The 18,722-nt window shown below is 60.9% G+C and carries 17 protein-coding genes; 7 read left to right on the top strand and 10 right to left on the bottom strand.

What is annotated here, in order from left to right; translation table 11 throughout:
* Nucleotides 1–188: 188 nt before the first annotated feature.
* From ACIQAL_RS23020 to ACIQAL_RS23000, 5 genes are all read right to left on the bottom strand, one after another.
* Nucleotides 189–1,124, bottom strand: coding sequence for an alpha/beta hydrolase (locus ACIQAL_RS23020; RefSeq protein ID WP_401149762.1), 936 nt, complete (start codon nt 1,122–1,124; stop codon nt 189–191).
* Between the two features lie 177 nt (nt 1,125–1,301).
* Nucleotides 1,302–2,243, bottom strand: a complete 942-nt coding sequence (gene choX / locus ACIQAL_RS23015; RefSeq protein ID WP_401149760.1) for a choline ABC transporter substrate-binding protein — start codon at nt 2,241–2,243, stop codon at nt 1,302–1,304.
* Nucleotides 2,244–2,483: 240 nt separating this feature from the next.
* The gene (locus tag ACIQAL_RS23010; RefSeq protein WP_401149825.1) at nt 2,484–4,691 is read right to left on the bottom strand and encodes a xanthine dehydrogenase family protein molybdopterin-binding subunit; all 2,208 of its coding nucleotides are present in this window, start codon (nt 4,689–4,691) and stop codon (nt 2,484–2,486) included.
* A gap of 11 nt (nt 4,692–4,702) precedes the next feature.
* Complete coding sequence (locus ACIQAL_RS23005) at nt 4,703–5,689, bottom strand: FAD binding domain-containing protein (RefSeq protein WP_401149758.1); 987 nt, start codon at nt 5,687–5,689, stop codon at nt 4,703–4,705.
* A complete protein-coding gene (locus tag ACIQAL_RS23000) occupies nt 5,686–6,210 on the bottom strand; it encodes a (2Fe-2S)-binding protein (protein WP_166598421.1) in 525 nt (174 codons plus the stop codon). Before ACIQAL_RS23000 ends, ACIQAL_RS23005 begins: the two co-directional genes overlap by 4 nt.
* A 383-nt stretch (nt 6,211–6,593) precedes the next feature.
* Here ACIQAL_RS23000 and ACIQAL_RS22995 point away from each other — a divergent pair, with 383 nt between their 5' ends.
* The 3 genes from ACIQAL_RS22995 to ACIQAL_RS22985 all read left to right on the top strand — a co-directional run bounded on the left by ACIQAL_RS22995 (nt 6,594) and on the right by ACIQAL_RS22985 (nt 10,483).
* Complete coding sequence (locus tag ACIQAL_RS22995; RefSeq protein ID WP_401149756.1) at nt 6,594–7,886, top strand: NCS2 family permease; 1,293 nt, start codon at nt 6,594–6,596, stop codon at nt 7,884–7,886.
* Complete coding sequence (trmA, locus tag ACIQAL_RS22990) at nt 7,883–8,968, top strand: tRNA (uridine(54)-C5)-methyltransferase TrmA (protein ID WP_401149755.1); 1,086 nt, start codon at nt 7,883–7,885, stop codon at nt 8,966–8,968. Before ACIQAL_RS22995 ends, trmA begins: the two co-directional genes overlap by 4 nt.
* Nucleotides 8,969–9,190: 222 nt before the next feature.
* On the top strand, nt 9,191–10,483 hold the full coding sequence (locus tag ACIQAL_RS22985; RefSeq protein ID WP_401149753.1) for an MFS transporter: 1,293 nt from the start codon (nt 9,191–9,193) through the stop codon (nt 10,481–10,483).
* A 59-nt stretch (nt 10,484–10,542) separates the two neighbouring features.
* Here the strand turns inward: ACIQAL_RS22985 and ACIQAL_RS22980 are convergent, their stop codons facing one another.
* Nucleotides 10,543–11,481 (bottom strand): LysR family transcriptional regulator, encoded by a 939-nt coding sequence (locus ACIQAL_RS22980; protein WP_401149751.1) that lies wholly within the window; start codon nt 11,479–11,481, stop codon nt 10,543–10,545.
* 111 nt (nt 11,482–11,592) lie between these two features.
* Here ACIQAL_RS22980 and ACIQAL_RS22975 point away from each other — a divergent pair, with 111 nt between their 5' ends.
* Nucleotides 11,593–12,786, top strand: coding sequence for an MFS transporter (locus tag ACIQAL_RS22975; RefSeq protein WP_401149750.1), 1,194 nt, complete (start codon nt 11,593–11,595; stop codon nt 12,784–12,786).
* Nucleotides 12,787–12,966: 180 nt separating this feature from the next.
* On the top strand, nt 12,967–13,932 hold the full coding sequence (locus tag ACIQAL_RS22970) for a hypothetical protein (RefSeq protein ID WP_401149748.1): 966 nt from the start codon (nt 12,967–12,969) through the stop codon (nt 13,930–13,932).
* A 35-nt stretch (nt 13,933–13,967) separates the two neighbouring features.
* Here ACIQAL_RS22970 and ACIQAL_RS22965 read toward each other — a convergent pair whose 3' ends face one another.
* Nucleotides 13,968–14,333 (bottom strand): hypothetical protein, encoded by a 366-nt coding sequence (locus ACIQAL_RS22965; protein ID WP_401149746.1) that lies wholly within the window; start codon nt 14,331–14,333, stop codon nt 13,968–13,970.
* Between the two features lie 110 nt (nt 14,334–14,443).
* Between ACIQAL_RS22965 and ACIQAL_RS22960 the strand changes: the two genes are divergently transcribed.
* Nucleotides 14,444–15,331: a neutral zinc metallopeptidase gene (locus tag ACIQAL_RS22960; protein WP_341959908.1), complete on the top strand. Its 888-nt coding sequence runs from the start codon at nt 14,444–14,446 to the stop codon at nt 15,329–15,331.
* Between the two features lie 4 nt (nt 15,332–15,335).
* The gene (locus ACIQAL_RS22955; protein WP_401149745.1) at nt 15,336–16,325 is read left to right on the top strand and encodes an alpha/beta hydrolase; all 990 of its coding nucleotides are present in this window, start codon (nt 15,336–15,338) and stop codon (nt 16,323–16,325) included.
* A 146-nt stretch (nt 16,326–16,471) separates the two neighbouring features.
* On the opposite strand, the gene ACIQAL_RS22950 is transcribed toward ACIQAL_RS22955, so the two are convergent.
* The 3 genes from ACIQAL_RS22950 to ACIQAL_RS22940 form a co-directional block, all read right to left on the bottom strand.
* A complete protein-coding gene (locus tag ACIQAL_RS22950) occupies nt 16,472–17,062 on the bottom strand; it encodes an HAD family hydrolase (RefSeq protein ID WP_401149744.1) in 591 nt (196 codons plus the stop codon).
* On the bottom strand, nt 17,059–17,928 hold the full coding sequence (tesB, locus tag ACIQAL_RS22945) for an acyl-CoA thioesterase II (protein ID WP_401149743.1): 870 nt from the start codon (nt 17,926–17,928) through the stop codon (nt 17,059–17,061). The genes ACIQAL_RS22950 and tesB overlap by 4 nt, the downstream gene beginning before the upstream one ends.
* A 115-nt stretch (nt 17,929–18,043) precedes the next feature.
* On the bottom strand, nt 18,044–18,619 hold the full coding sequence (locus ACIQAL_RS22940) for a GNAT family N-acetyltransferase (RefSeq protein ID WP_401149741.1): 576 nt from the start codon (nt 18,617–18,619) through the stop codon (nt 18,044–18,046).
* Nucleotides 18,620–18,722: the final 103 nt, after the last annotated feature.

Raw genomic sequence — 18,722 nt, 5'->3', positions numbered from 1 at the left:
CTCGCGATCTGTCGCGAAGCGGCAGCAAATCCTGTGGATGCGGTTTTCCTGTAAGCACCCGATAGGCAGGTTTCACGACTGCTGCGCAGCCGATCGCAGGCAAGCCAACTCCCACGGCCTCCGGCCAGAATCAAGAGCCTGATCGCGCCACATGTCCGGTTCTGCCGAAGGCGCAGGAGCGCAGAGTTTTACAACGAACGACGCAAAAACCCCAACAGCGCGCTGACCAGCCGTCGATACAGCGCATCCACTTCCGGCACCTGACCCTTGCCCCGCAGGCTGCCGTGCACGAGCCCCAGTCCCGGGTCGAACTCGGTGGCAACGCCTGCTTCGCGCAAGGCCCGTTCGTAACACACGCCGTCGTCGCGCAAGGGGTCGAACTGGGCGACGGCAATGAACGCTGGCGCCAGGCCACGGAAGTCCGTCGCATTGAGGGGCATTGCATAGGCCGAGCGCTCGCCCTCGCTCAGGTACAACTGCCGGTAAAACCCCAGATCCACCGTACTGAGCAACGGCGCATCGAAACATTCCGTGCGCGATGGGAGGTCGTCGGCCCCGCCCAGTCCGGGGTAAATCAGGGTTTGCCCTATGGGCTGCCGCTGTCCCGAATCGCGCAGGGCCAGGCACACGGACGCGGCGAGATTTCCCCCAGCGCTGTCTCCGGCAATGGCGATGCGCTGAGGATCGATGTCCAGCCGTTGCGCCTGAATCTGCAAAGCGTGCCAGACCTCCAGGCAATCCTCGAAACCGGCGGGAAAAGGGTGCTCGGGCGCCAGCCGATAATCCACTGCAATGACCACCGCGTTAAGGTCAACCGCCAAGGCCGCCGTCAGGAAATCATGGGAATCCAGGTCGCCGACCACCCAGCCCCCGCCGTGCAGGTACATGACGCATGGGGCTGGATGTTCGACAGAAACGCGATGGGGCCGGTAACAGCGCACGTCCACCCCGGCCAGCTGGAAATCCTTGACCTCAAGGTCGGCCGGACGGGTGGGTGTGAAGGCCTCGCACATGCGCGAGTACGAACGGCGTTGAGCGGAAATTTCCAGCGAGTCGACGCTGAAACTCAGAGTCTTATCGATGAAGAGGGCCATTTCTGGCGAGAGGGGATATTCCGTAGGCATCTGCGGCTCCAGCCCGTCTGACGCCGGGGGGACAGGGTCGGTATGAACACAAAACCTGTAGGAGCGAATTCATTCGCGACTGGCCAGTACATCCAACGCATTTTCATGGGATGGACGGCCTCATCGCGAATGAATTCGCTCCTACAGGGTGACATCAACAGCGCCGACTCACTGCGCTTACTTGTTGACAGCCACCTGCACAGCCGCCGCTGCGTCTTTGCCGTCAAACGTGGTCACGCCATCCAGCCAGCGCTTGGTGTCTTCCGGGTGATCCTTGAGCCAGGCCTTGGCGACGTCGTTCGGGGCCTTGCGGTCCATGATCGGCACCATCATCTGACTTTCTTGCGCTGCGGTGAATTTCAGATTGTTCATCAGCTTGTTGACGTTCGGGCAACGCGCCGCGTAATCCGGGGCGGTCACCACCGAAACGGTCGCTGCACCTTCGTTCGGGCCGAATACGTCTTCACTGCCCGTGAGGTACGCGATCTTCATGTTGATGTTCATCGGGTGCGGGGTCCAGCCGACAAAAACGACCCACTCATTACGCTTGGTCGCACGCTGCACGGCCGCCAGCATGCCCGCCTCGCCCGACTCCACCAACTGGAAGCCGCCCAGGCCGAACTGGTTCTTCTCGATCATGCCCTTGATGTTGGCGTTCGCCCCGGTGCCCGGTTCGATGCCGTAGATCTTGCCGCCCAGCTTGTCTTTGAACTTGGCGATGTCAGCGAAGGTTTTCAGTCCGCCATCCGCCACGTATTGCGGCACGGCCAAGGTTGCCTGCGCATCGTTCATGCTCGGGGTGTCGAAAACTTTGACTTGATTGGCGGCCACGAACGGCGCGATGTTTTTGTCCATCGCCGGTTTCCAGTAACCCAGGAACACGTCGAGACGGTCATCACGCAAACCGCCGAAAACGATCTGTTGCGCCGCACTGGTTTGCTTCACGTCATAACCCAGGTTTTGCAGCAACACCTCAGCCACGGCGCTGGTCGCGATCACGTCAGTCCAGTTGACCACGCCCATCCGCACGTTCTGACACTTGGCTGGCTCGGCCGCCATCAGGGCCGTGCTGCTCAGCATCAACACACCACAACTGATCTGACGAATAAACTTCTTCATGCGTGCTCCTCGGGTCGGCTCGTTATTTTTAATCAGCTCTTTTTGGCAGTTTGTTTCTAAACCTTGAAGACCCACGACAATGCGTTGCTGCCGCGTTGATGCAAATTACGCAGCCGCCCTGTCCACGAAACGCACCAGCGCGACCTATGCTTGCACTGTGGCGACATTGAGAAAGATGGCAGGTTGACAGCAGCATAACGAGTGCCTGTAGGAGCGAGCCCCTACAGGGTTTGCGGATGATCAGAGCACTTTATCCAAGGTGATCGGAAACTCGCGCACGCGCTTGCCCGTTGCATGATAGATGGCATTGGCAATCGCGGACGCGACACCGACGATGCCAATTTCCCCGACGCCCTTGGACCCCAACTCGTTGACGATCTCGTCGTTCTCTTCAACGAACAGCACGTCAATCTCGCCAATGTCGGCGTTCACGGGGATATGGTATTCCGCAAGGCTGTGATTCATGAACCGGCCCAGGGTGTGATCGGTCTGGGTCTCTTCTTGCATAGCCTGACTGATGCCCCACACCACGCCCCCCAGAATCTGGCTGCGCGCCGTTTTGGGATTGACCACCCTCCCCGCCGCCACCGCGCTGACGACACGATTCACTCTGATGTTGCCCAAGTCTTCATCGACCAGCACCTCGACAAACACCGCCGAGTGCGTCGCGGTGGCGTAGCCATTGCGCTTCTCGTCGGGTTCGGCGTCGATCTGCACGTCCAGCGTCTCGTGGGACGACTCACGGACGATGTCGGCGTAGGCAAATCGCTGATCCTGGATGATCAGGTAGCCGTCGCCAAACGCGATGTCTTCCATGTCCACCACCGCGAATTGCGGATGGGCCATGCGCACAGCGTCCAGCAATTTGGTGCGCACGCCTCGGCATGCCTGCTGTACAGCCGTGCCCACCGATGACACGGTGAACGAGCCACCCTGCAACGGCGCGGTCGGCAACGAAGAGTCGCCGAGCACGAAGGTCACGTCGTCATGCTTGACCCCGGCGGCTTCGGCGGCGATTTGCACCATGACGGTGTACGTCCCGGTGCCGATGTCGGTGGTGGCGCTGCTCACGGTCAACTTGCCGTTGGCGTCGATGCTCGCCTTGGCGCTGGCTTTCATCTGCATCGCCTCCCACACCCCGCCCGCCATACCCCAACCCACCAACTGCCGGCCGTTGCGCATGCTGCGCGGTTCGGGATTGCGATGATGCCAGCCGAAGCGCTCTGCGCCTTGCTCATAGCAGGCGATCAGTTCCTTGCTGGAATAGGGTTTGTCCTCGTTGCCATTGCGCTCGGCGAAATTAATCACGCGCAGTTGCACAGGGTCGATTCCGGCGGCGCAGGCCAGCTCGTCCATCGCGCATTCCAGTCCGACCATGCCCGAAGTCGCGCCCGGCGCCCGCATGTCCAGCGGGGTGTATACGTCGAGTGGCGCCAGTTTGTAGGTCAGTTGCACGTTCTCGCACTGGTACAGCATGCCGCTCCACTCGACCACGTGTTCGGTGAAGTCCTCGAAGCGCGAGGTCTGGCCGATCACGTCATGCCCCACCGCCACGAGCCGGCCTTCTTTCGTCGCGCCGAGTCGCAGGTGCTGCAAGGTGTTGGGGCGGTAGCCAAAGGTGAACATCTGTTGGCGGGTCAGGGTCACGCGAACCGAACGCTTGAGCTGCAGGGCCGCCATCACCGCCAAGGGCAGTTGGTATTGCGGACGCAAACCGGAGCCGAACGCACCACCCACGAACGCGGCGAAAATCCGGATCTTCGACTTGTCCAGATCGAACACCTTGTGCAGGTAGTCCTGGCAATTCTGCGGGCCTTGGGTCTTGTCGTGGATGTGCAGGCTGCCGTCAGGTTGATAGAGCACGGTCGAGGCGTGAGGCTCCATCGGGTTGTGATGCTCGTTGGGCGTGCTGTAACGGGCGTCCATGGTGAACGCCGCGCTGGCCATTCCTGCGTCGAAATCACCCCTCGGTTTCGGGGTTTCCGCCGGGGCCGTATGAGCGCTGCCTTGGGCGGTGAGCAGACTCGTCTGGTGAGCCTCGGTCTCATACTCGATGCGGATCAGCGAACCGGCATGGCGCGCAATCTCCAGCGAGTCGGCCACGACCAGCGCCAACGGCTGACCGCTGTACAGCACGCGATCGTTATAAAGAGGCCGAAATGGCGACCCTTCTGCCGAGTCGGCGTCTTCGTAATCCTTGTCGTAACTGGCGACGTGCGGGCGGTTGAGGTGGTCGATGACGGCTACGACGCCCGGCACTTGCAGCGCCTGCGACGTGTCAATGTTGATCACGCGGCCCCGGGCGATGGTGCTGGAGACCACGCTGCCATGAAGCAGACCCTTTTCCGGGTACTCACCCGCGTAACGGGCCTGGCCTGTCACTTTCAGCACGCCATCGACTCGGTCCAGTGGCTGACCCACGGGCGAGACGCGACCGGGTGGAAACATTTTGGCGTTCATCAGGCATTCCCTCCCACAGCAGCATCGCTGAGCGCACGGACGATCGCCCGACGCGCCAGTTTGATCTTGAAGGCGTTGTGCTCAAGCGGCTGAGCGGCGCGCAGCATGGCGTCAGCCGCAGCCACGAAGTTTTCCCGTGAGACCGGCTGGCCGATTAGCGAGCGCTCGACCGCTTTGTCCCGCCACGGTTTGTGCGCCACGCCGCCCAAAGCCAATCGCACGTCGCGAATAACATCGCCGTCGAGTTCCAGCGCGGCGGCCACAGAGACCAGCGCGAACGCGTAGGAGGCGCGATCGCGGATTTTCAGGTAATGGCTGTGCTGCTGGAACTGCGCAGGGGGCAGTTCGATGGCGGTGATCAGTTCATCGTCCGCCAGTTGGTTGTCCCGTTCGGGGGAGTCGGCAGGCAGGCGATGGAAATCCGCGAATTCGATCGTGCGTTTCCCGGCGCGCCCTTCGACGTGAACCACCGCTTCAAGCGCCGCAAGTGCCACGCACATGTCCGATGGATGAGTCGCCACGCAGTCATCGCTGGCGCCCAGAATCGCGTGAATCCGGTTCAGGCCCTGTTTCGCAGGACAGCCAGAACCCGGCTCGCGTTTGTTGCAGGGCACCGTCGAATCATAGAAGTAGTAGCAACGGGTGCGCTGCAACAGGTTACCGCCGGTGCTGGCCATGTTGCGCAACTGGGGCGACGCGCCTGCGAGTACGGCCTGTGACAGGAGCGGGTAACGGGTTTCGATCAACGGGTGCCAGGCCAGGTCGGCATTGCTGACCAGTGCGCCGATCATCAATCCGCCGCCGGGCGTCTCGCGGACGTCCTTCAGCGGCAGTCCAGTGATGTCGATCAAGTGTTCGGGGTGGGCGATGTTTTCTTTCATCAAGTCCAGCAGGTTGGTCCCGCCCGCAATGAAGCGGCTGGCGGGTCCCACGAGGTTGATGGCTTGAGCCACATCGGCTGGCTTGCTGTAGCTGAACGGGGTCATGACTGGCGCCCTCCCTGACCGGGTGCGGCGTCGAGTTGAGGCAGCACCTCAACGACGGCCGCACGAATGTTGCTGTAGGCGCCGCAACGGCACAGATTGCCGCTCATCAGCTCTTTGATATCGTCTTCGCTGTTCGCACGCCCTTCGTTGGCCAGCCCTACGGCCGAGCAAATCTGGCCCGGCGTGCAGTAGCCGCACTGAAAGGCGTCATGTTTGATGAACGCCTGCTGCATCGGGTGCAGGGTGTCGCCTTCGGCCAGCCCTTCGATGGTGGTGAGTTCGGCGCCGTCGCACATGATCGCCAGCGTCAGGCAGGCGTTGATGCGCTTGCCGTCGCGCAACACGGTGCACGCCCCGCATTGGCCGTGGTCGCAGCCTTTTTTGGTGCCGACCAGATCGAGCTGTTCGCGCAGCAGGTCAAGCAACGTGGTCCAGGGTTGCACGTTCAATTGCCGGGGTTGGCCGTTGAGCGTCAGGGCAATGGAATGCTCTGCGAAGGCCTGTGGGTTCGTCGCACTCATGGGAAAGCCTCACGGTTGTTACGCATCAGCGCAGTGAATCTGCGTCTCTGGTTTACGACGTGTGGTGTTTCGCAATCGTTCAGGGAATGTGATGAGTGAGCGTTGGGACGCTAAACCTGCAAGGGTCGGGGCACCTGTGTGAACGATCATCAACGGCGAGACGGTTTGAGCCTCGACGCGACGGCGAATGGAGGGGCAATCCTGACAAATACCGTCCCCCGACAGGCTCCCGCCCCCATCCCGCAAAGCTGCTGGTATGATGCGCGGCTTTTTTGCGACTGGCAGATTTTGTGCAGTGAATTAATACGAGCCGTTTCAACGGCTGTGCTTTGCTGTTACTAGTCGATTCATTAAAGGCGCATTGCGCCACCGGGGAGCCATACATGCTGGAGCGGCTGTTTCAACTCAAGGCACATGACACCAATGTGCGTACCGAAATTCTGGCCGGGGTCACGACGTTCCTCGCCATGGCCTACATCCTGTTCGTCAACCCGAGCATCCTCGGCGCGACCGGCATGGACAAGGGCGCCATCTTCGTTGCGACCTGCCTGGCGGCCGCCATTGGTTCCACGGTCATGGGCCTGATCGCCAACTACCCGATCGCGCTGGCACCGGGCATGGGCCTGAACGCCTTCTTTACCTACACCGTCGTCCTGCACATGGGTCACACCTGGCAAGTGGCGCTGGGTGCGGTGTTCATCTCGGCCGTGATGTTTTTCCTGCTGTCGATCTTTCGCATCCGCGAGTGGATCATCAACAGCATCCCGCTGCCGCTGCGTTCGGCCATTGCCGCCGGTATAGGCTTGTTTCTGGCGCTGATCGCTCTGCACAACGCCGACATCGTGGTCAGCAACCCGGCGACCATGGTCGGCCTGGGCGATCTGGCCAAGCCTGCGCCAATCCTCGCTGCGCTCGGTTTTGCCCTGATCGTCGCCCTCGACGCCCTGAAAGTGCGCGGCGCGGTGCTGATCGGCATCCTCGCGGTCACCGTCATCTCCATCGTCCTCGGCTTTTCGCCGTTCGGTGGCGTGATGTCGATGCCGCCGTCGCTGGCCCCGACTTTCCTGCAACTGGACATTCCGGGCGCACTCAATATCGGTCTGGTGAGCGTGATCTTCTCGTTTCTCTTTGTTGATCTCTTTGATAATTCGGGCACCCTGATCGGCGTCGCCAAGCGCGCAGGTCTGATGGGCAAGGACGGCCACATGCCGAAAATGGGCCGCGCCCTGATCGCCGACAGCACCGCCGCCATGGCCGGTTCACTGCTGGGCACCTCGACCACCACCAGTTACATCGAGTCGGCAGCGGGCGTGAGCGCTGGTGGCCGCACCGGTCTGACCGCCGTCGTCGTCGCGGTGCTGTTTCTGTTGGCGCTGTTCTTCGCTCCGTTGGCAGGCAGCGTTCCGGCCTTCGCCACCGCGCCTGCGCTGCTGTTTGTAGCCGTGCTGATGACCTCGGGTCTGGCGGAAATCAACTGGGACGACATCACCGAAGCCGCCCCGGTGGTGCTGACCGCGCTGGCGATGCCCTTCACCTATTCCATCGCCAACGGCATCGCCTTCGGTTTCATTTCCTGGACCGTGATCAAGCTGTTGTCGGGCCGGGGCCGTGAGCTGAATTCGGCCTTGGTCGTGCTGTCGATTCTGTTTGTGATCAAGTTGGGCTTTTATCCATGAGTGCTGCGTTCGACCCTGCCAACTACACCCGACAGCTCGACGAAAAGGCCCAGCGCCTGCGCGAGCTGTTGCAGCCCTTCGATGCACCCGAGCCGCAGGTGTTCGACTCTCCGCGCGAGCATTACCGCTTGCGCGCCGAGTTCCGGCTGTGGCGCGACGAGGGCGTGCGTCACTACGCGATGTTTGCGCCGGGCGACAAATACACCCCGATCCTGATCAACGAATTCCCCATCGCCAGCCGGCAGATCAACGCGCTGATGCCGGTGCTGCGGGACCGGTGGGAAGCCAGCAAGACGCTCAATCACAAGCTGTTCCAGGTGGATTTCCTGACCACGCTGGCGGGCGACGGCATGGTTACCCTGTGCTATCACCGCCCGCTGGATGAGGCCTGGCAGGTTGAAGCCGAGCAATTGGCGGCAGACCTCAACGTCAGCGTGATCGGGCGCTCCAAAGGCCAGCGTCTGGTGATCGGTCGTGATTACGTGACCGAGGAACTGGAAGTGGCCGGGCGTACGTTCAGCTATCGCCAGCCCGAAGGCGCGTTCACTCAGCCCAACGGCACGGTGAATCAGAAAATGCTGGGCTGGGCGTACGACGCGCTGGGCGACCGGGACGATGACCTGCTGGAGCTGTACTGCGGCAACGGCAACTTCACCCTGCCGCTGGCAACCCGCGTGCGCAAAGTGTTGGCGACCGAAATCAGCAAGACGTCGGTCAATGCGGCACTGAGCAATCTGGCGGACAACGGTGTGTATAACGTGTCGCTGGTGCGTCTCTCGGCGGAAGAGCTGACCGAGGCGCTGAATGACGTGCGTCCGTTCCGCCGTCTGGCCGGTGTCGATCTGAAAAGCTACGACTTCGGCAGCGTGTTCGTCGACCCGCCCCGCGCCGGGATGGACCCGGACACGTGCGAGCTGACCCGGCGTTTCGAGCGCATTCTGTACATCTCCTGCAACCCGGAAACCCTGGCCGCCAACATCGCCCAACTGCACGACACCCACCGGGTGGAGCGCTGCGCACTGTTCGACCAGTTTCCGTACACCCACCACATGGAATCGGGTGTGTTGCTGGTTCGTCGGTGAGCTGACATGCCACACATTACCTGTGGGAGCCAGTTGGCCCTGCGGCGAAGTCAAATAATGTGATCGTTCCCATGCTCCGCGTGGGAACGATCATCTGCGGTGTGCCCTTCGGGATTGGCATATTTCCTACCATCCATCATTAAATTTCTGACAGTAAGCGGCATATACCTCCTTGGCGGTGTATAACAGTCGGCCGTCTTTCGCTTCGATGGATGTCCTGCCTTGAGTTCCGATTCGTCCGCCTCACCTTCCGACGCCGTTTCTGGAAGTGCCCTTAAACAGCCCGGCTTTTTCGCCTTCCTGACCGCCCGCCTTGCCGCCGTCTTCGCCATGCAAATTCAGGCCGTTGTCGTGGCCTGGCAAGTCTATGACATGACCCGCGACCCGATTTCGCTGGCGTATGTGGGACTGGCGCAGTTCATTCCGATGCTGTTGCTGCTGATGCCAGCCGGTGACCTGATCGACCGCTACGACCGCAAACTGATCCTGACCATCAGTTGGACCGTGCAGGCCACGTGCAGCCTGATGCTGATGCTGTTTTCCGTCACGCACCACCAGGACACCCGCCTGATCTACGCGACCCTCGCCCTGTTTGGCTGCGCCCGGGCGTTCACCGGTCCGGCGCTGCAAAGCCTGCTGCCGCAAGTCGTCCCTCGGGAAAAACTGGCGTCGGCGATTGCGACGAACAGCATGATCATGCGCATCGCGACCATCGCCGGGCCTTTGGTCGGCGGCGGTTTATACGCGGCAGGGGGTGGCGGACTGACTTACACCGTGTGCATGGCAAGCTTCATCGCAGGCGTGCTGTTGCTGATTCGCGTGCCGGTGCTGTACGCCGGTAAAAAGCAGATCCTTGAATCCACCGCCTGGAAACGCTTCACCGCTGGCATCGCTTTCATTCGCTCCCGCCCGATCATTCTCGGCACCATTTCCCTCGATCTGTTCGCCGTGCTGCTCGGCGGCGTAGTGGCGTTGCTGCCGATCTACGCCCACGAAGTGCTGCACCTCGGTCCTCAAGGGCTGGGCGCGTTGCGCAGTGCGATGAGCCTGGGCGAAGTGACCACCGGCCTGTATCTGGCGGCGCGTCCGTTCGACCGCCACGTTGGTATGGTGATGTTCATCGCTGTGGCCGTGTTCGGCGTCGCTAACCTGGTGTTCGCCCTGTCGACGCTGTTCTGGCTCTCACTGATCGCGCTGATGTTCGCCGGTGCAGCGGACATGGTGAGCGTCTACATCCGCTCGACGCTGGTGCAGTTCTCGACGCCGGACGACATGCGTGGGCGGGTCAACGCCGTGAACATGCTATTCATTGGTTCCTCCAACGAACTGGGCGAATTCCGTGCAGGCAGCAGCGCGTCACTGTTCGGCGCTGTGCCTGCCGCGATCCTCGGCGGGCTGTGCACCTTGGGCGTCGTAGGCACCTGGATGGTGGGTTTCAAAGCGCTGCGGCAGGTGAACCATTTCGCCGACGCATCGCCTGTGGAAGTGACCGAGAAGCAGACCGCGCGGGTGTGATGACGCGCGGTTTGCTGTAGGAGCGCTTGCCCGCGATACGTCGGATCAAGCGTCAAAGGTTAATCGACGGTTGCTGACCGCGTGCTGCCCGACGGCGTCAATCGGGCTGTCAGATAGTCCAGCAGCGCCCGCACTTTCGGCAGATTTTCCCGATTCCTGCGCCAGACCAGGTTCATGGGCATACCCTCGGTGGCCAGGTCTGGCAGGACTTCCACCAACGCCCCTGAATCCAGATGCCGCTGCACCAGCCACGTGGGCAACTGCGTAATCCCCAATCCCGCCAGCGCCGCCATCACCACCCCTTCTCCATCGCCCACCGCCACGTGGGGGTGCATGATTCTGCGCTCCATGTCCCCGGATTGCCGCCCCTTGAAATACCACGGGCTGATCGTGCCCGCATGCATCGAATAGCCCAGGCACCGATGCGCTTCGAGGTCGTGTTCAAACGCCGGAATGCCGAACTGGGCCAAGTATTCGGGGGACGCGCAGAACACCAGTCGCTGACTGCCAAAATAGCGATGTCCTACGCTGGACGCCCACGCGTCTGGCCCGCCAATCCGCACCACGATGTCGATCTCTTCATGCACGGGATCGACGAAGCGGTCCGCGAACGAGATGTGCGGCATCAATCGCGGGTGCTGTTTGACGAAGTCCAGAATCAGCGGCAGGACGTGCAACCGCCCGTAGGCCGCGGGCAAATCGATGCGCACCTTGCCCTGAGGCTCATCCTGCTCGGAATGCAGCACCTGCTCGACTTCTTCGAGGTCCGAGAGCACGGCGGTGCAGGTCTGATAAAACGTCAGCCCCGCATCAGTCAAAGACAGGCGGCGCGTGGTGCGATTGAACAACCGTGTCCCCAGCCGGTTTTCCAGCCTGCCGATGCTTTTGCTCACGGCGGAATTGCTGAGGTTGAGGCGCTCGGCAGCGGCGGTGAAGCTGCCCAGATCGGCGACGATGACAAACACGTCGATCCCCTTGAGGCGTTCGGAAGAAAACATCGGCGACCCTGCGATTAGTGAACGTGTTTCACATCATTTCAGAAAAAATGACCGGAATAGACCTTAGATTCTCCAATAGGCTAGCGCCATACCTTTTTCTGGAGTTTCACCATGTCTTCCCCCTCAACGGCCAACGCCGACGCGCTGCCGTACGAGTCCTCGCGATCCGGCCTCCAAATCCTGATCATGGCCATCGCGGCCTTCATCATCGTAACCACCGAGTTCGTCATCGTCGGACTTCTGCCCGCGCTCGCGCAAGATTTGAACGTTTCGATAACCGTCGCCGGTCAGGTCGTCACGCTGTTCGCCTTCACGGTGATGCTGTTCGGCCCACTGTTGACGGCCAAGCTGGCCCGCGTGGAACGCAAGAAACTGTTCACGCTGATTCTGATCGTCTTCGCCTTGTCGAACACCTTGGCCGCCGTTTCGACGAACATTTGGGTGCTGGCCATCGCCCGCTTCATCCCGGCGTTGGCGCTTCCGGTGTTCTGGGGCACGGCCAGCGAAACCGCCGGGCAACTGGCCGGTCCCGGCAATGCAGGCAAAGCCGTGTCGAAGGTCTACCTCGGCATCTCGGCGGCGCTGGTATTCGGCATCCCGCTGGGCACCGTGGCGGCGGACCTGATTGGCTGGCGTGGCAGCTTCTGGGTGCTGTCGGGACTTTCACTGATCATCGGCATTCTGATGCACTTGATGATGCCGACACTGCCCAGCGCCCCTGTCGCGGACAAAGGCGAGAAACAGACCGCCATCTTGCGTCAGCCTCGGTTCCTCGCGCACATCCTGCTGTCAGTCCTGACCTTTACGGCGATGTTCACGGCCTACACCTACCTGGCCGACATCCTCGAACGTCTTGCGAATATTCCGTCGAGTCATGTCGGCTGGTGGCTGATGGGCTTCGGCGCCGTCGGCATGATCGGCAACCATTTGGGCGGCGCCATGGTGGACCGTCGGCCGTTGGGGGCGATGGTGCTGTTCCTGCTGGTGCTGGGGTTCGGAATGCTCGCAGCAGTGGCGCTGGCGGCGGACACCCCGTGGCTGGTCGCGTCGCTGATCATTTGGGGCGTGGCCTACACCGCGCTGTTCCCGATCTGTCAGGTGCGCGTGATGACGGCCGGCGCCAAGGCGCAAGCGCTGGCAGCGTCGATGAACATCTCGGCAGCCAACGCAGGCATCGGCCTGGGCGCCATTTTTGGCGGCTTGGGCATCCATCACTACGGGCTGGGCTCGCTCGGGATCATCGCCACGACCCTCGCCGCCCTTGGCGTTATCGTGGCGCTGTTGATGATGCGCGGTCAGCGATAACCGCGTGGCTCGCGCGAGGAAAACACCTCGCGCAGCCCACTTTATGAGCCAGTCTTGTAGGAAAGAATCACGCCCTGAGTAGGGCCGTTCTGAATTCTCTGTAACCCCGCCCCAGCCCCTCGAAAAGCCCTCTGCCCTTTTCCTATCCTCGCGCCTTCATGCAGGTTCAGGGACAGGAAAATGGCAGTTGCAGGCAAGCCGTATGTGTTCATCAACGATCAGGTTCAGCACTACCCCGTCATCAAGGCGCAGGTCGGCGGTGGAGCAAAATTCGACCAGCTTAACGCTCATGTCCGCAACACGATGGTCATGCCAGGGCAGCTCATGGTCGTCGCCGATGAGTCGACGCCGCGCGTGACGCCTGAAGAGGCGGAAATGATGAGGCTCGCTTATGGGACTCACCACTCGCTCTTCCAGCACCAAGCGGATAAAGACATCGTCAAGAATTACGACCTGTTACAGCACATGCTGGGCTACGGATCATTGGGCATCGGTGCCGCCACCGGCAGCTGGGAAAAGCACCTCAAAGGTGTCGAAGCGACGCTGAAAGACATCGAGCAGCTGTATCAACTCGCGCTCAAACGCGGCACCCCCATCGCGCGGCAGGAATTCATCAACCAACGCCGCGTGCACTTCACCAAACTCGCCACCCAACTCAAAGGCATCGCCCACTGGGGCACGGGCATGCGCAATAACGGATCGATCAAGAAAATGCTGGGGGTTTCGACGAAGAGTTATCTGCACAACCCGGAGATACGTGGCTATTCGCAACGGCTGGCGCATATTGCCAAGGCTTCGAAGTTGCTGAGGATGGGGACGCCGATCGGGATCGGGTTGAATGCGTGGTCAACGCACCTGGAGATCAAGGAAGCGTGCTCGATGGGGCGGGAGGAAATGTGCAGGAAGGCGAAGTATGTTGAGGGTACAAAGTTGGTTTTGGGGGTAGGCGGCGGCATGATAGGTGGCTCGATCGGATCGGCTGTATTAATCCCCCTGTGCTTGGTCGTTTTCGGGGTTCCAACTGCTGGCGTTGGGGCAATTGGTTGCGGTATCGCTGCCGCCGCAATAGGCGGATATGCAGGAGGTATGGCAGGGGGAATATATGGTGAAAACGTTGGTGAGATGATTTACGAATGGAGGCCATGATGCAGACTTGGTCTTACGGGCACTGGGGTTTGGTCTTAGGCGTTTCGACGTGGCTCAACCTCATCATTCTGATGTGGTTCACCTATAGAAATATCGACTTTCTGGAGGATTGTTTGTCCGACTGCCGATGTATCTCTGAGATCAGAAGCATTTGGCAAGGGGGAATAGTGGGCCGACATATGCGCCTGAACATGGTGTTCATGGTGACGTACATGCCTGGATTTTTTTTCCGCCGCGGCGACATCACAAAAGACGCTCACCTGAACATTCCCCACCGTCTGAAATGGTGGATCTGGTGCCTCCACGGATGGCTTCTCACTAATACGACCGCCATGGCAGTGTTGTGTTACTTCATAAAAAGCGCGCAATAACCCTTTCCAGTCAGGGAATGCTCCGATCACCGAGCATCCCCTGAACCATTCCCCCCGCTTCGCCCTCTTAGTCCCAGCAGTCAGACGCCGTACCTCCCCCGGCGTCTACACTTCCTACACGACTAAAAGAGGATTCCTCCATGCTCTGGAAAAAAGGACGTCGCAGTGACAACGTCGTCGATGCACGCGACGACTCCGGTGGCGGGGGTGGGATGCGCATCGGGGGCAAGGGGCTGGGGCTTGGCGGGATTGTGATCATCGTCGCCATTGGGCTGCTGACCGGGCAGGACCCGATGCAGATTCTCGGGCAGATCGCCGGTCAGGTGGGCAGCCAACAGACCACCTCCGTCAGCCCCCAGACGCGACAGGCGCCTCCAGCCAACGATGAGCAGGCGGATTTCGTGCGAGCCATTCTGGGTGACACCGAAGACACATGGGGTCAGATCTTCCAGCAGGGTGGTCGGCAGTATAAAAACCCGACTCTGATTCTGTTCCGGGGTCAGGTGCAGTCTGCGTGTGGCTTTGCGTCATCCGCCAGCGGCCCGTTCTATTGCCCGGCCGATCAGAAGGTTTATCTGGACATGGATTTCTTCCGCGAGATGAGCCAGCGCTTCAAAGCCGCAGGAGATTTTGCCCAGGCGTACGTGATTGCGCATGAAGTTGGCCATCATGTGCAGACCTTGCTGGGGGTTTCAGCTAAAGTTGACGCCGCCCGCCAGCGTGGCATGCGCATGGAGGGTGACAACGGTCTGTTGGTGCGTCAGGAGTTGCAGGCGGATTGCCTCGCCGGTGTTTGGGCCAACAACGCGCAAAAGCGTTTGAACTGGCTCGAACCGGGTGATATTGAAGAGGCGCTGAATGCGGCGAATGCCATCGGCGACGACCGTTTGCAGCAACAAAGCCAAGGGCGTGTAGTACCCGACTCGTTCACTCACGGGACGTCTGCCCAGCGTGTTCGCTGGTTCAAGACAGGTTTTGCCCAGGGACAAATCAACCAATGCGATACCTTCGCCGCCAAGAGCCTCTGATCACATGATGAAACCGCTTTCGATCCTGTTGTTGGGCACCCTGATGAGCGCGACGGCTCATGCTGCGGATCAGGCGGTCAAATCCATCAGCCCCGACCGGCTGCTGATCAACGGAACGTCTCAAGCCACGCTGGGCCTGAGCCAGAGCTGGGCCAGCCCGAACCCGCACATTCAACGGGTGGTCATCATTTTTCATGGCCGCCTGCGCAACGCTCAAACGTACTTGCGCAGCGTCGAGCGGGCCGCCAACCAGTCCAAACAGCGGCCTAAAACCCTGCTGATCGCGCCGCAGTTCCTTGATGAGAAGGACATCACCGCGCACCACTTGCCGGAAACGGTGTTGCGCTGGCACGCCAACGACTGGATGGCGGGCGACAAGTCGCTGGGTGCCAAGCCGGTCAGTTCATTCGTGGTCATCGACCATATCCTCAAGCGCCTGAGCGACAGCAAGCTGTTTCCGAACCTGAAAGAAATCGTCATCGCCGGTCACTCGGGTGGTGCGCAGGTGGTGCAGCGCTACGCGATGATCGGCGGCAAGGAAGACGCGCTGCTGAAGAAGGAAGGCATCAAGCTGCGTTACGTGATCGCCAATCCGTCGTCTTACGCCTATTTCGACGCGACCCGGCCATTGCCGGTGACGACGGCGAGCTGCCCGGGGTTCGACACCTGGAAATACGGCATGAACAAACTGCCGGCCTATGCAGGCAAGGAAACCGTGGCGGAGCTGGAAGCGGCGTACGTGAAGCGTGACATCACGTACCTGCTGGGCGATCAGGACACCGACCCGAATCATCCGGCGCTGGACAAGGATTGCGGTGCCGAGGCGCAAGGGCCGTTTCGCCTTGTGCGTGGGCACAATTTCTTCGATTACCTGACCAAGCGTCATCCTGAAGGGATGAACCAACGGCTGGTGGAAGTGAAAGGTGTGGGCCACAACGGCGACGCGATGTTCACCTCGCCGGAAGGGCAGGCAGCGTTGTTTAAGGGGAATTGATCGCCGCTCCCCGGCAAAACCGCATCACTGTAGGCGTGAGCTTGCTCGCGATCAGGGAGCGTCAGTCATACACACGGTGGCTGATACCCCGCTATCGCGAGCAAGCTCACTCCTACAGGTTGTGTGTATTTCAAGCAGCTTTCGCGCTAGCTGAGCATCGCCCGTAACGCCACGCAATCATCCGCATGCCAATCGGTCAGTTCCGGCCAGGGGTTTTCCGGCAGGTTGACCAGCACGGTGTGCGCGCCCGCTGCTTTGCCGCACGCCAGGTCGAACTGGTAGTCGCCCACCATCACCATCTGCGAAGGCTCGACGTCCCAGGCCTGGGCCAACTTCAGAAGCCCGCCCGGATCAGGCTTCGGCGGCGCTTCGTCCCGCCCCAGCACATCTTCGACGTCGAAACAGTCGGCGATGCCGATGGCTTCCAGCGTGACGTGGGCCAGTTCCCGCGCGTTGCGCGTCAGGATGCCCAGCCGATAGCCACGCCCTGCCAACTCACGCACCAACTCGACGGCACCGGTCGCAGGCTTCGACGCCACGGCCAACTCTCGCTCATGCTCAAGCAGCCACGCATGTTTGGCCGCCCCCTCGTCGGCCGGCAACGCGGCCAGATGGGTGAGGATGTCGTCCTCCAGCGGAATGCCCAAGGCGCGCTTGATCGCCGGAAAGTCGTGCACGGCGATGGTCAGCGTGCCGTCCATATCGAACACCCAATGGCGCAACTGCGACAGACTCATGCCCAGTCCTTGCGGTGTCGGATCAAACCTTCCTGACTCACCGAGGCCACGAGTTGACCCGCGCGGTTGTAGACGCTGCCACGGGAAAACCCGCGCGCATTACCGGCCCACGGGCTGTCCATCGCGTAAAGCAGCCACTCATCGGCCCGCAGTTCGCCATGAAACCACAGCGAATGGTCGAGACTGGCGATCTGCATGTCTTTCTGCCAGACCGTCTTGCCGTGAGGCAGCAGCGACGTGGTCAGCAGATTGAAGTCCGACGCATAGGCAAGCATGTAGCGGTGCAGGGCCGGGATGTCAGGCAGCGTGCCGTCGGCGCGGAACCACACGTATTTCACCGCTTCGGTGGGCTGCGGGTTGTAAGGATCGAGGGCGGTGACAGGGCGAAACTCGATGGGCTTGGGGCACAACAGCTTGTTTTTCATGTGGGCAGGAATCAGGTGCTCGCGTTGACGTGCCAACTCAAGTTCCGACGGCAGATTTTCCGGGCCGACCACCTGCGGCATCTGGCTTTGATGCTCGAAACCTTTTTCGTCGTACTGGAACGACGCGCTGCACGTGAAGATGGGGTGGCCCTTCTGGATGGCCGTCACGCGGCGGGTGCTGAAACTGCCACCATCGCGCACGCGATCAACCTGATAAACCACAGGCAATTGGGCATCGCCCGGACGCAAGAAATAACCGTGCAGCGAGTGAACGTGGCGTTCATCCTCGACCGTCTTGCTCGCCGCCGACAGCGACTGCCCCAACACCTGCCCGCCAAACAGCTGGCGAAAGCCAAGGTCCTGGCTGCGCCCACGGAAGAGGTTTTCTTCGATCGGCTCCAGGCTCAACAGCGACACCAGATCATCCAGCACATGGCTCATTCAGAGGTTCCTCACACACAGTCATTTCACACCGGTCCAGCCACCGACGCCGAACGACGGCGAACGTGGAGGTTGGGCAGAATGATACAGATGTTTGCGGCGGGGTTCCCGTCCATCACAACGTGGCGAGCCATTGTTGGCGATTGATGCGATACAGCACGTGGGGCCGGAGCGGGTGGCCTTCCGGGAGGTTGGGGTGGCCGAAATCATCATCCGGATCGTTCTGCATCCCGATGGCTTGCATGACCTTTTGTGAGGGCAGATTGCTCACGGCGGTGAACGACACGATCTCGTCCAGTTCGACGTGCTCGAACCCGCAGCCCAACACCGTCCACGCAGCCTCGCTGGCGTAACCAAGACCCCAATGTTCCCGAGCCAGTCGCCAGCCAATTTCAACCGCAGGATGTTGAACACCGCTGAACGGGGCGTCGAAGCCCACCACATTCAGCCCGGTGAAGCCGATGAATTGCCCGGTGTCCTTGCGCTCCAGCGCCCACAGACCGAAGCCGTACTCAGCGAAATGGCCGCGAATACGCCCGATCATCTTGGCGCTTTCCAGGCGCGTCAGCGGTTGCGGGAAATAACGCATCACCTGTGGATCGGCGCACATCTGCGCGAAAGCTGGCAAATCATCGTCCCGCCACTGACGCATCAACAAGCGTGCGCTGTTGAGCTCAAGTATCGGCTCCATTGAACATCTCCCCTGCCCCGCTTCTCAAATGGCTCGCCAGAATAACCTGCCAGTGCAACCGTGCCCGTCCCGGCCAAACCGCTGTGCCACAACGGGCATAACT

The organism is Pseudomonas sp. NPDC088368 (genome assembly GCF_044753445.1).
Classification (GTDB): Bacteria; Pseudomonadota; Gammaproteobacteria; order Pseudomonadales; family Pseudomonadaceae; genus Aquipseudomonas; species Aquipseudomonas bambusae.
This window is presented reverse-complemented; position numbering and strand designations above follow the sequence as displayed.

What these genes read in the sequence shown, in the direction of transcription:
- ACIQAL_RS23020 (WP_401149762.1), bottom strand. Translation starts at nt 1,124, where the DNA reads ATGCCTACGGAATATCCCCTCTCGCCAGAAATGGCCCTCTTCATCGAT.
- choX (WP_401149760.1), bottom strand. Translation starts at nt 2,243, where the DNA reads ATGAAGAAGTTTATTCGTCAGATCAGTTGTGGTGTGTTGATGCTGAGC.
- ACIQAL_RS23010 (WP_401149825.1), bottom strand. Translation starts at nt 4,691, where the DNA reads ATGTTTCCACCCGGTCGCGTCTCGCCCGTGGGTCAGCCACTGGACCGA.
- ACIQAL_RS23005 (WP_401149758.1), bottom strand. Translation starts at nt 5,689, where the DNA reads ATGACCCCGTTCAGCTACAGCAAGCCAGCCGATGTGGCTCAAGCCATC.
- ACIQAL_RS23000 (WP_166598421.1), bottom strand. Translation starts at nt 6,210, where the DNA reads ATGAGTGCGACGAACCCACAGGCCTTCGCAGAGCATTCCATTGCCCTG.
- ACIQAL_RS22995 (WP_401149756.1), top strand. Translation starts at nt 6,594, where the DNA reads ATGCTGGAGCGGCTGTTTCAACTCAAGGCACATGACACCAATGTGCGT.
- trmA (WP_401149755.1), top strand. Translation starts at nt 7,883, where the DNA reads ATGAGTGCTGCGTTCGACCCTGCCAACTACACCCGACAGCTCGACGAA.
- ACIQAL_RS22980 (WP_401149751.1), bottom strand. Translation starts at nt 11,481, where the DNA reads ATGTTTTCTTCCGAACGCCTCAAGGGGATCGACGTGTTTGTCATCGTC.
- ACIQAL_RS22975 (WP_401149750.1), top strand. Translation starts at nt 11,593, where the DNA reads ATGTCTTCCCCCTCAACGGCCAACGCCGACGCGCTGCCGTACGAGTCC.
- ACIQAL_RS22970 (WP_401149748.1), top strand. Translation starts at nt 12,967, where the DNA reads ATGGCAGTTGCAGGCAAGCCGTATGTGTTCATCAACGATCAGGTTCAG.
- ACIQAL_RS22960 (WP_341959908.1), top strand. Translation starts at nt 14,444, where the DNA reads ATGCTCTGGAAAAAAGGACGTCGCAGTGACAACGTCGTCGATGCACGC.
- ACIQAL_RS22955 (WP_401149745.1), top strand. Translation starts at nt 15,336, where the DNA reads ATGATGAAACCGCTTTCGATCCTGTTGTTGGGCACCCTGATGAGCGCG.
- ACIQAL_RS22950 (WP_401149744.1), bottom strand. Translation starts at nt 17,062, where the DNA reads ATGAGTCTGTCGCAGTTGCGCCATTGGGTGTTCGATATGGACGGCACG.
- tesB (WP_401149743.1), bottom strand. Translation starts at nt 17,928, where the DNA reads ATGAGCCATGTGCTGGATGATCTGGTGTCGCTGTTGAGCCTGGAGCCG.
- ACIQAL_RS22940 (WP_401149741.1), bottom strand. Translation starts at nt 18,619, where the DNA reads ATGGAGCCGATACTTGAGCTCAACAGCGCACGCTTGTTGATGCGTCAG.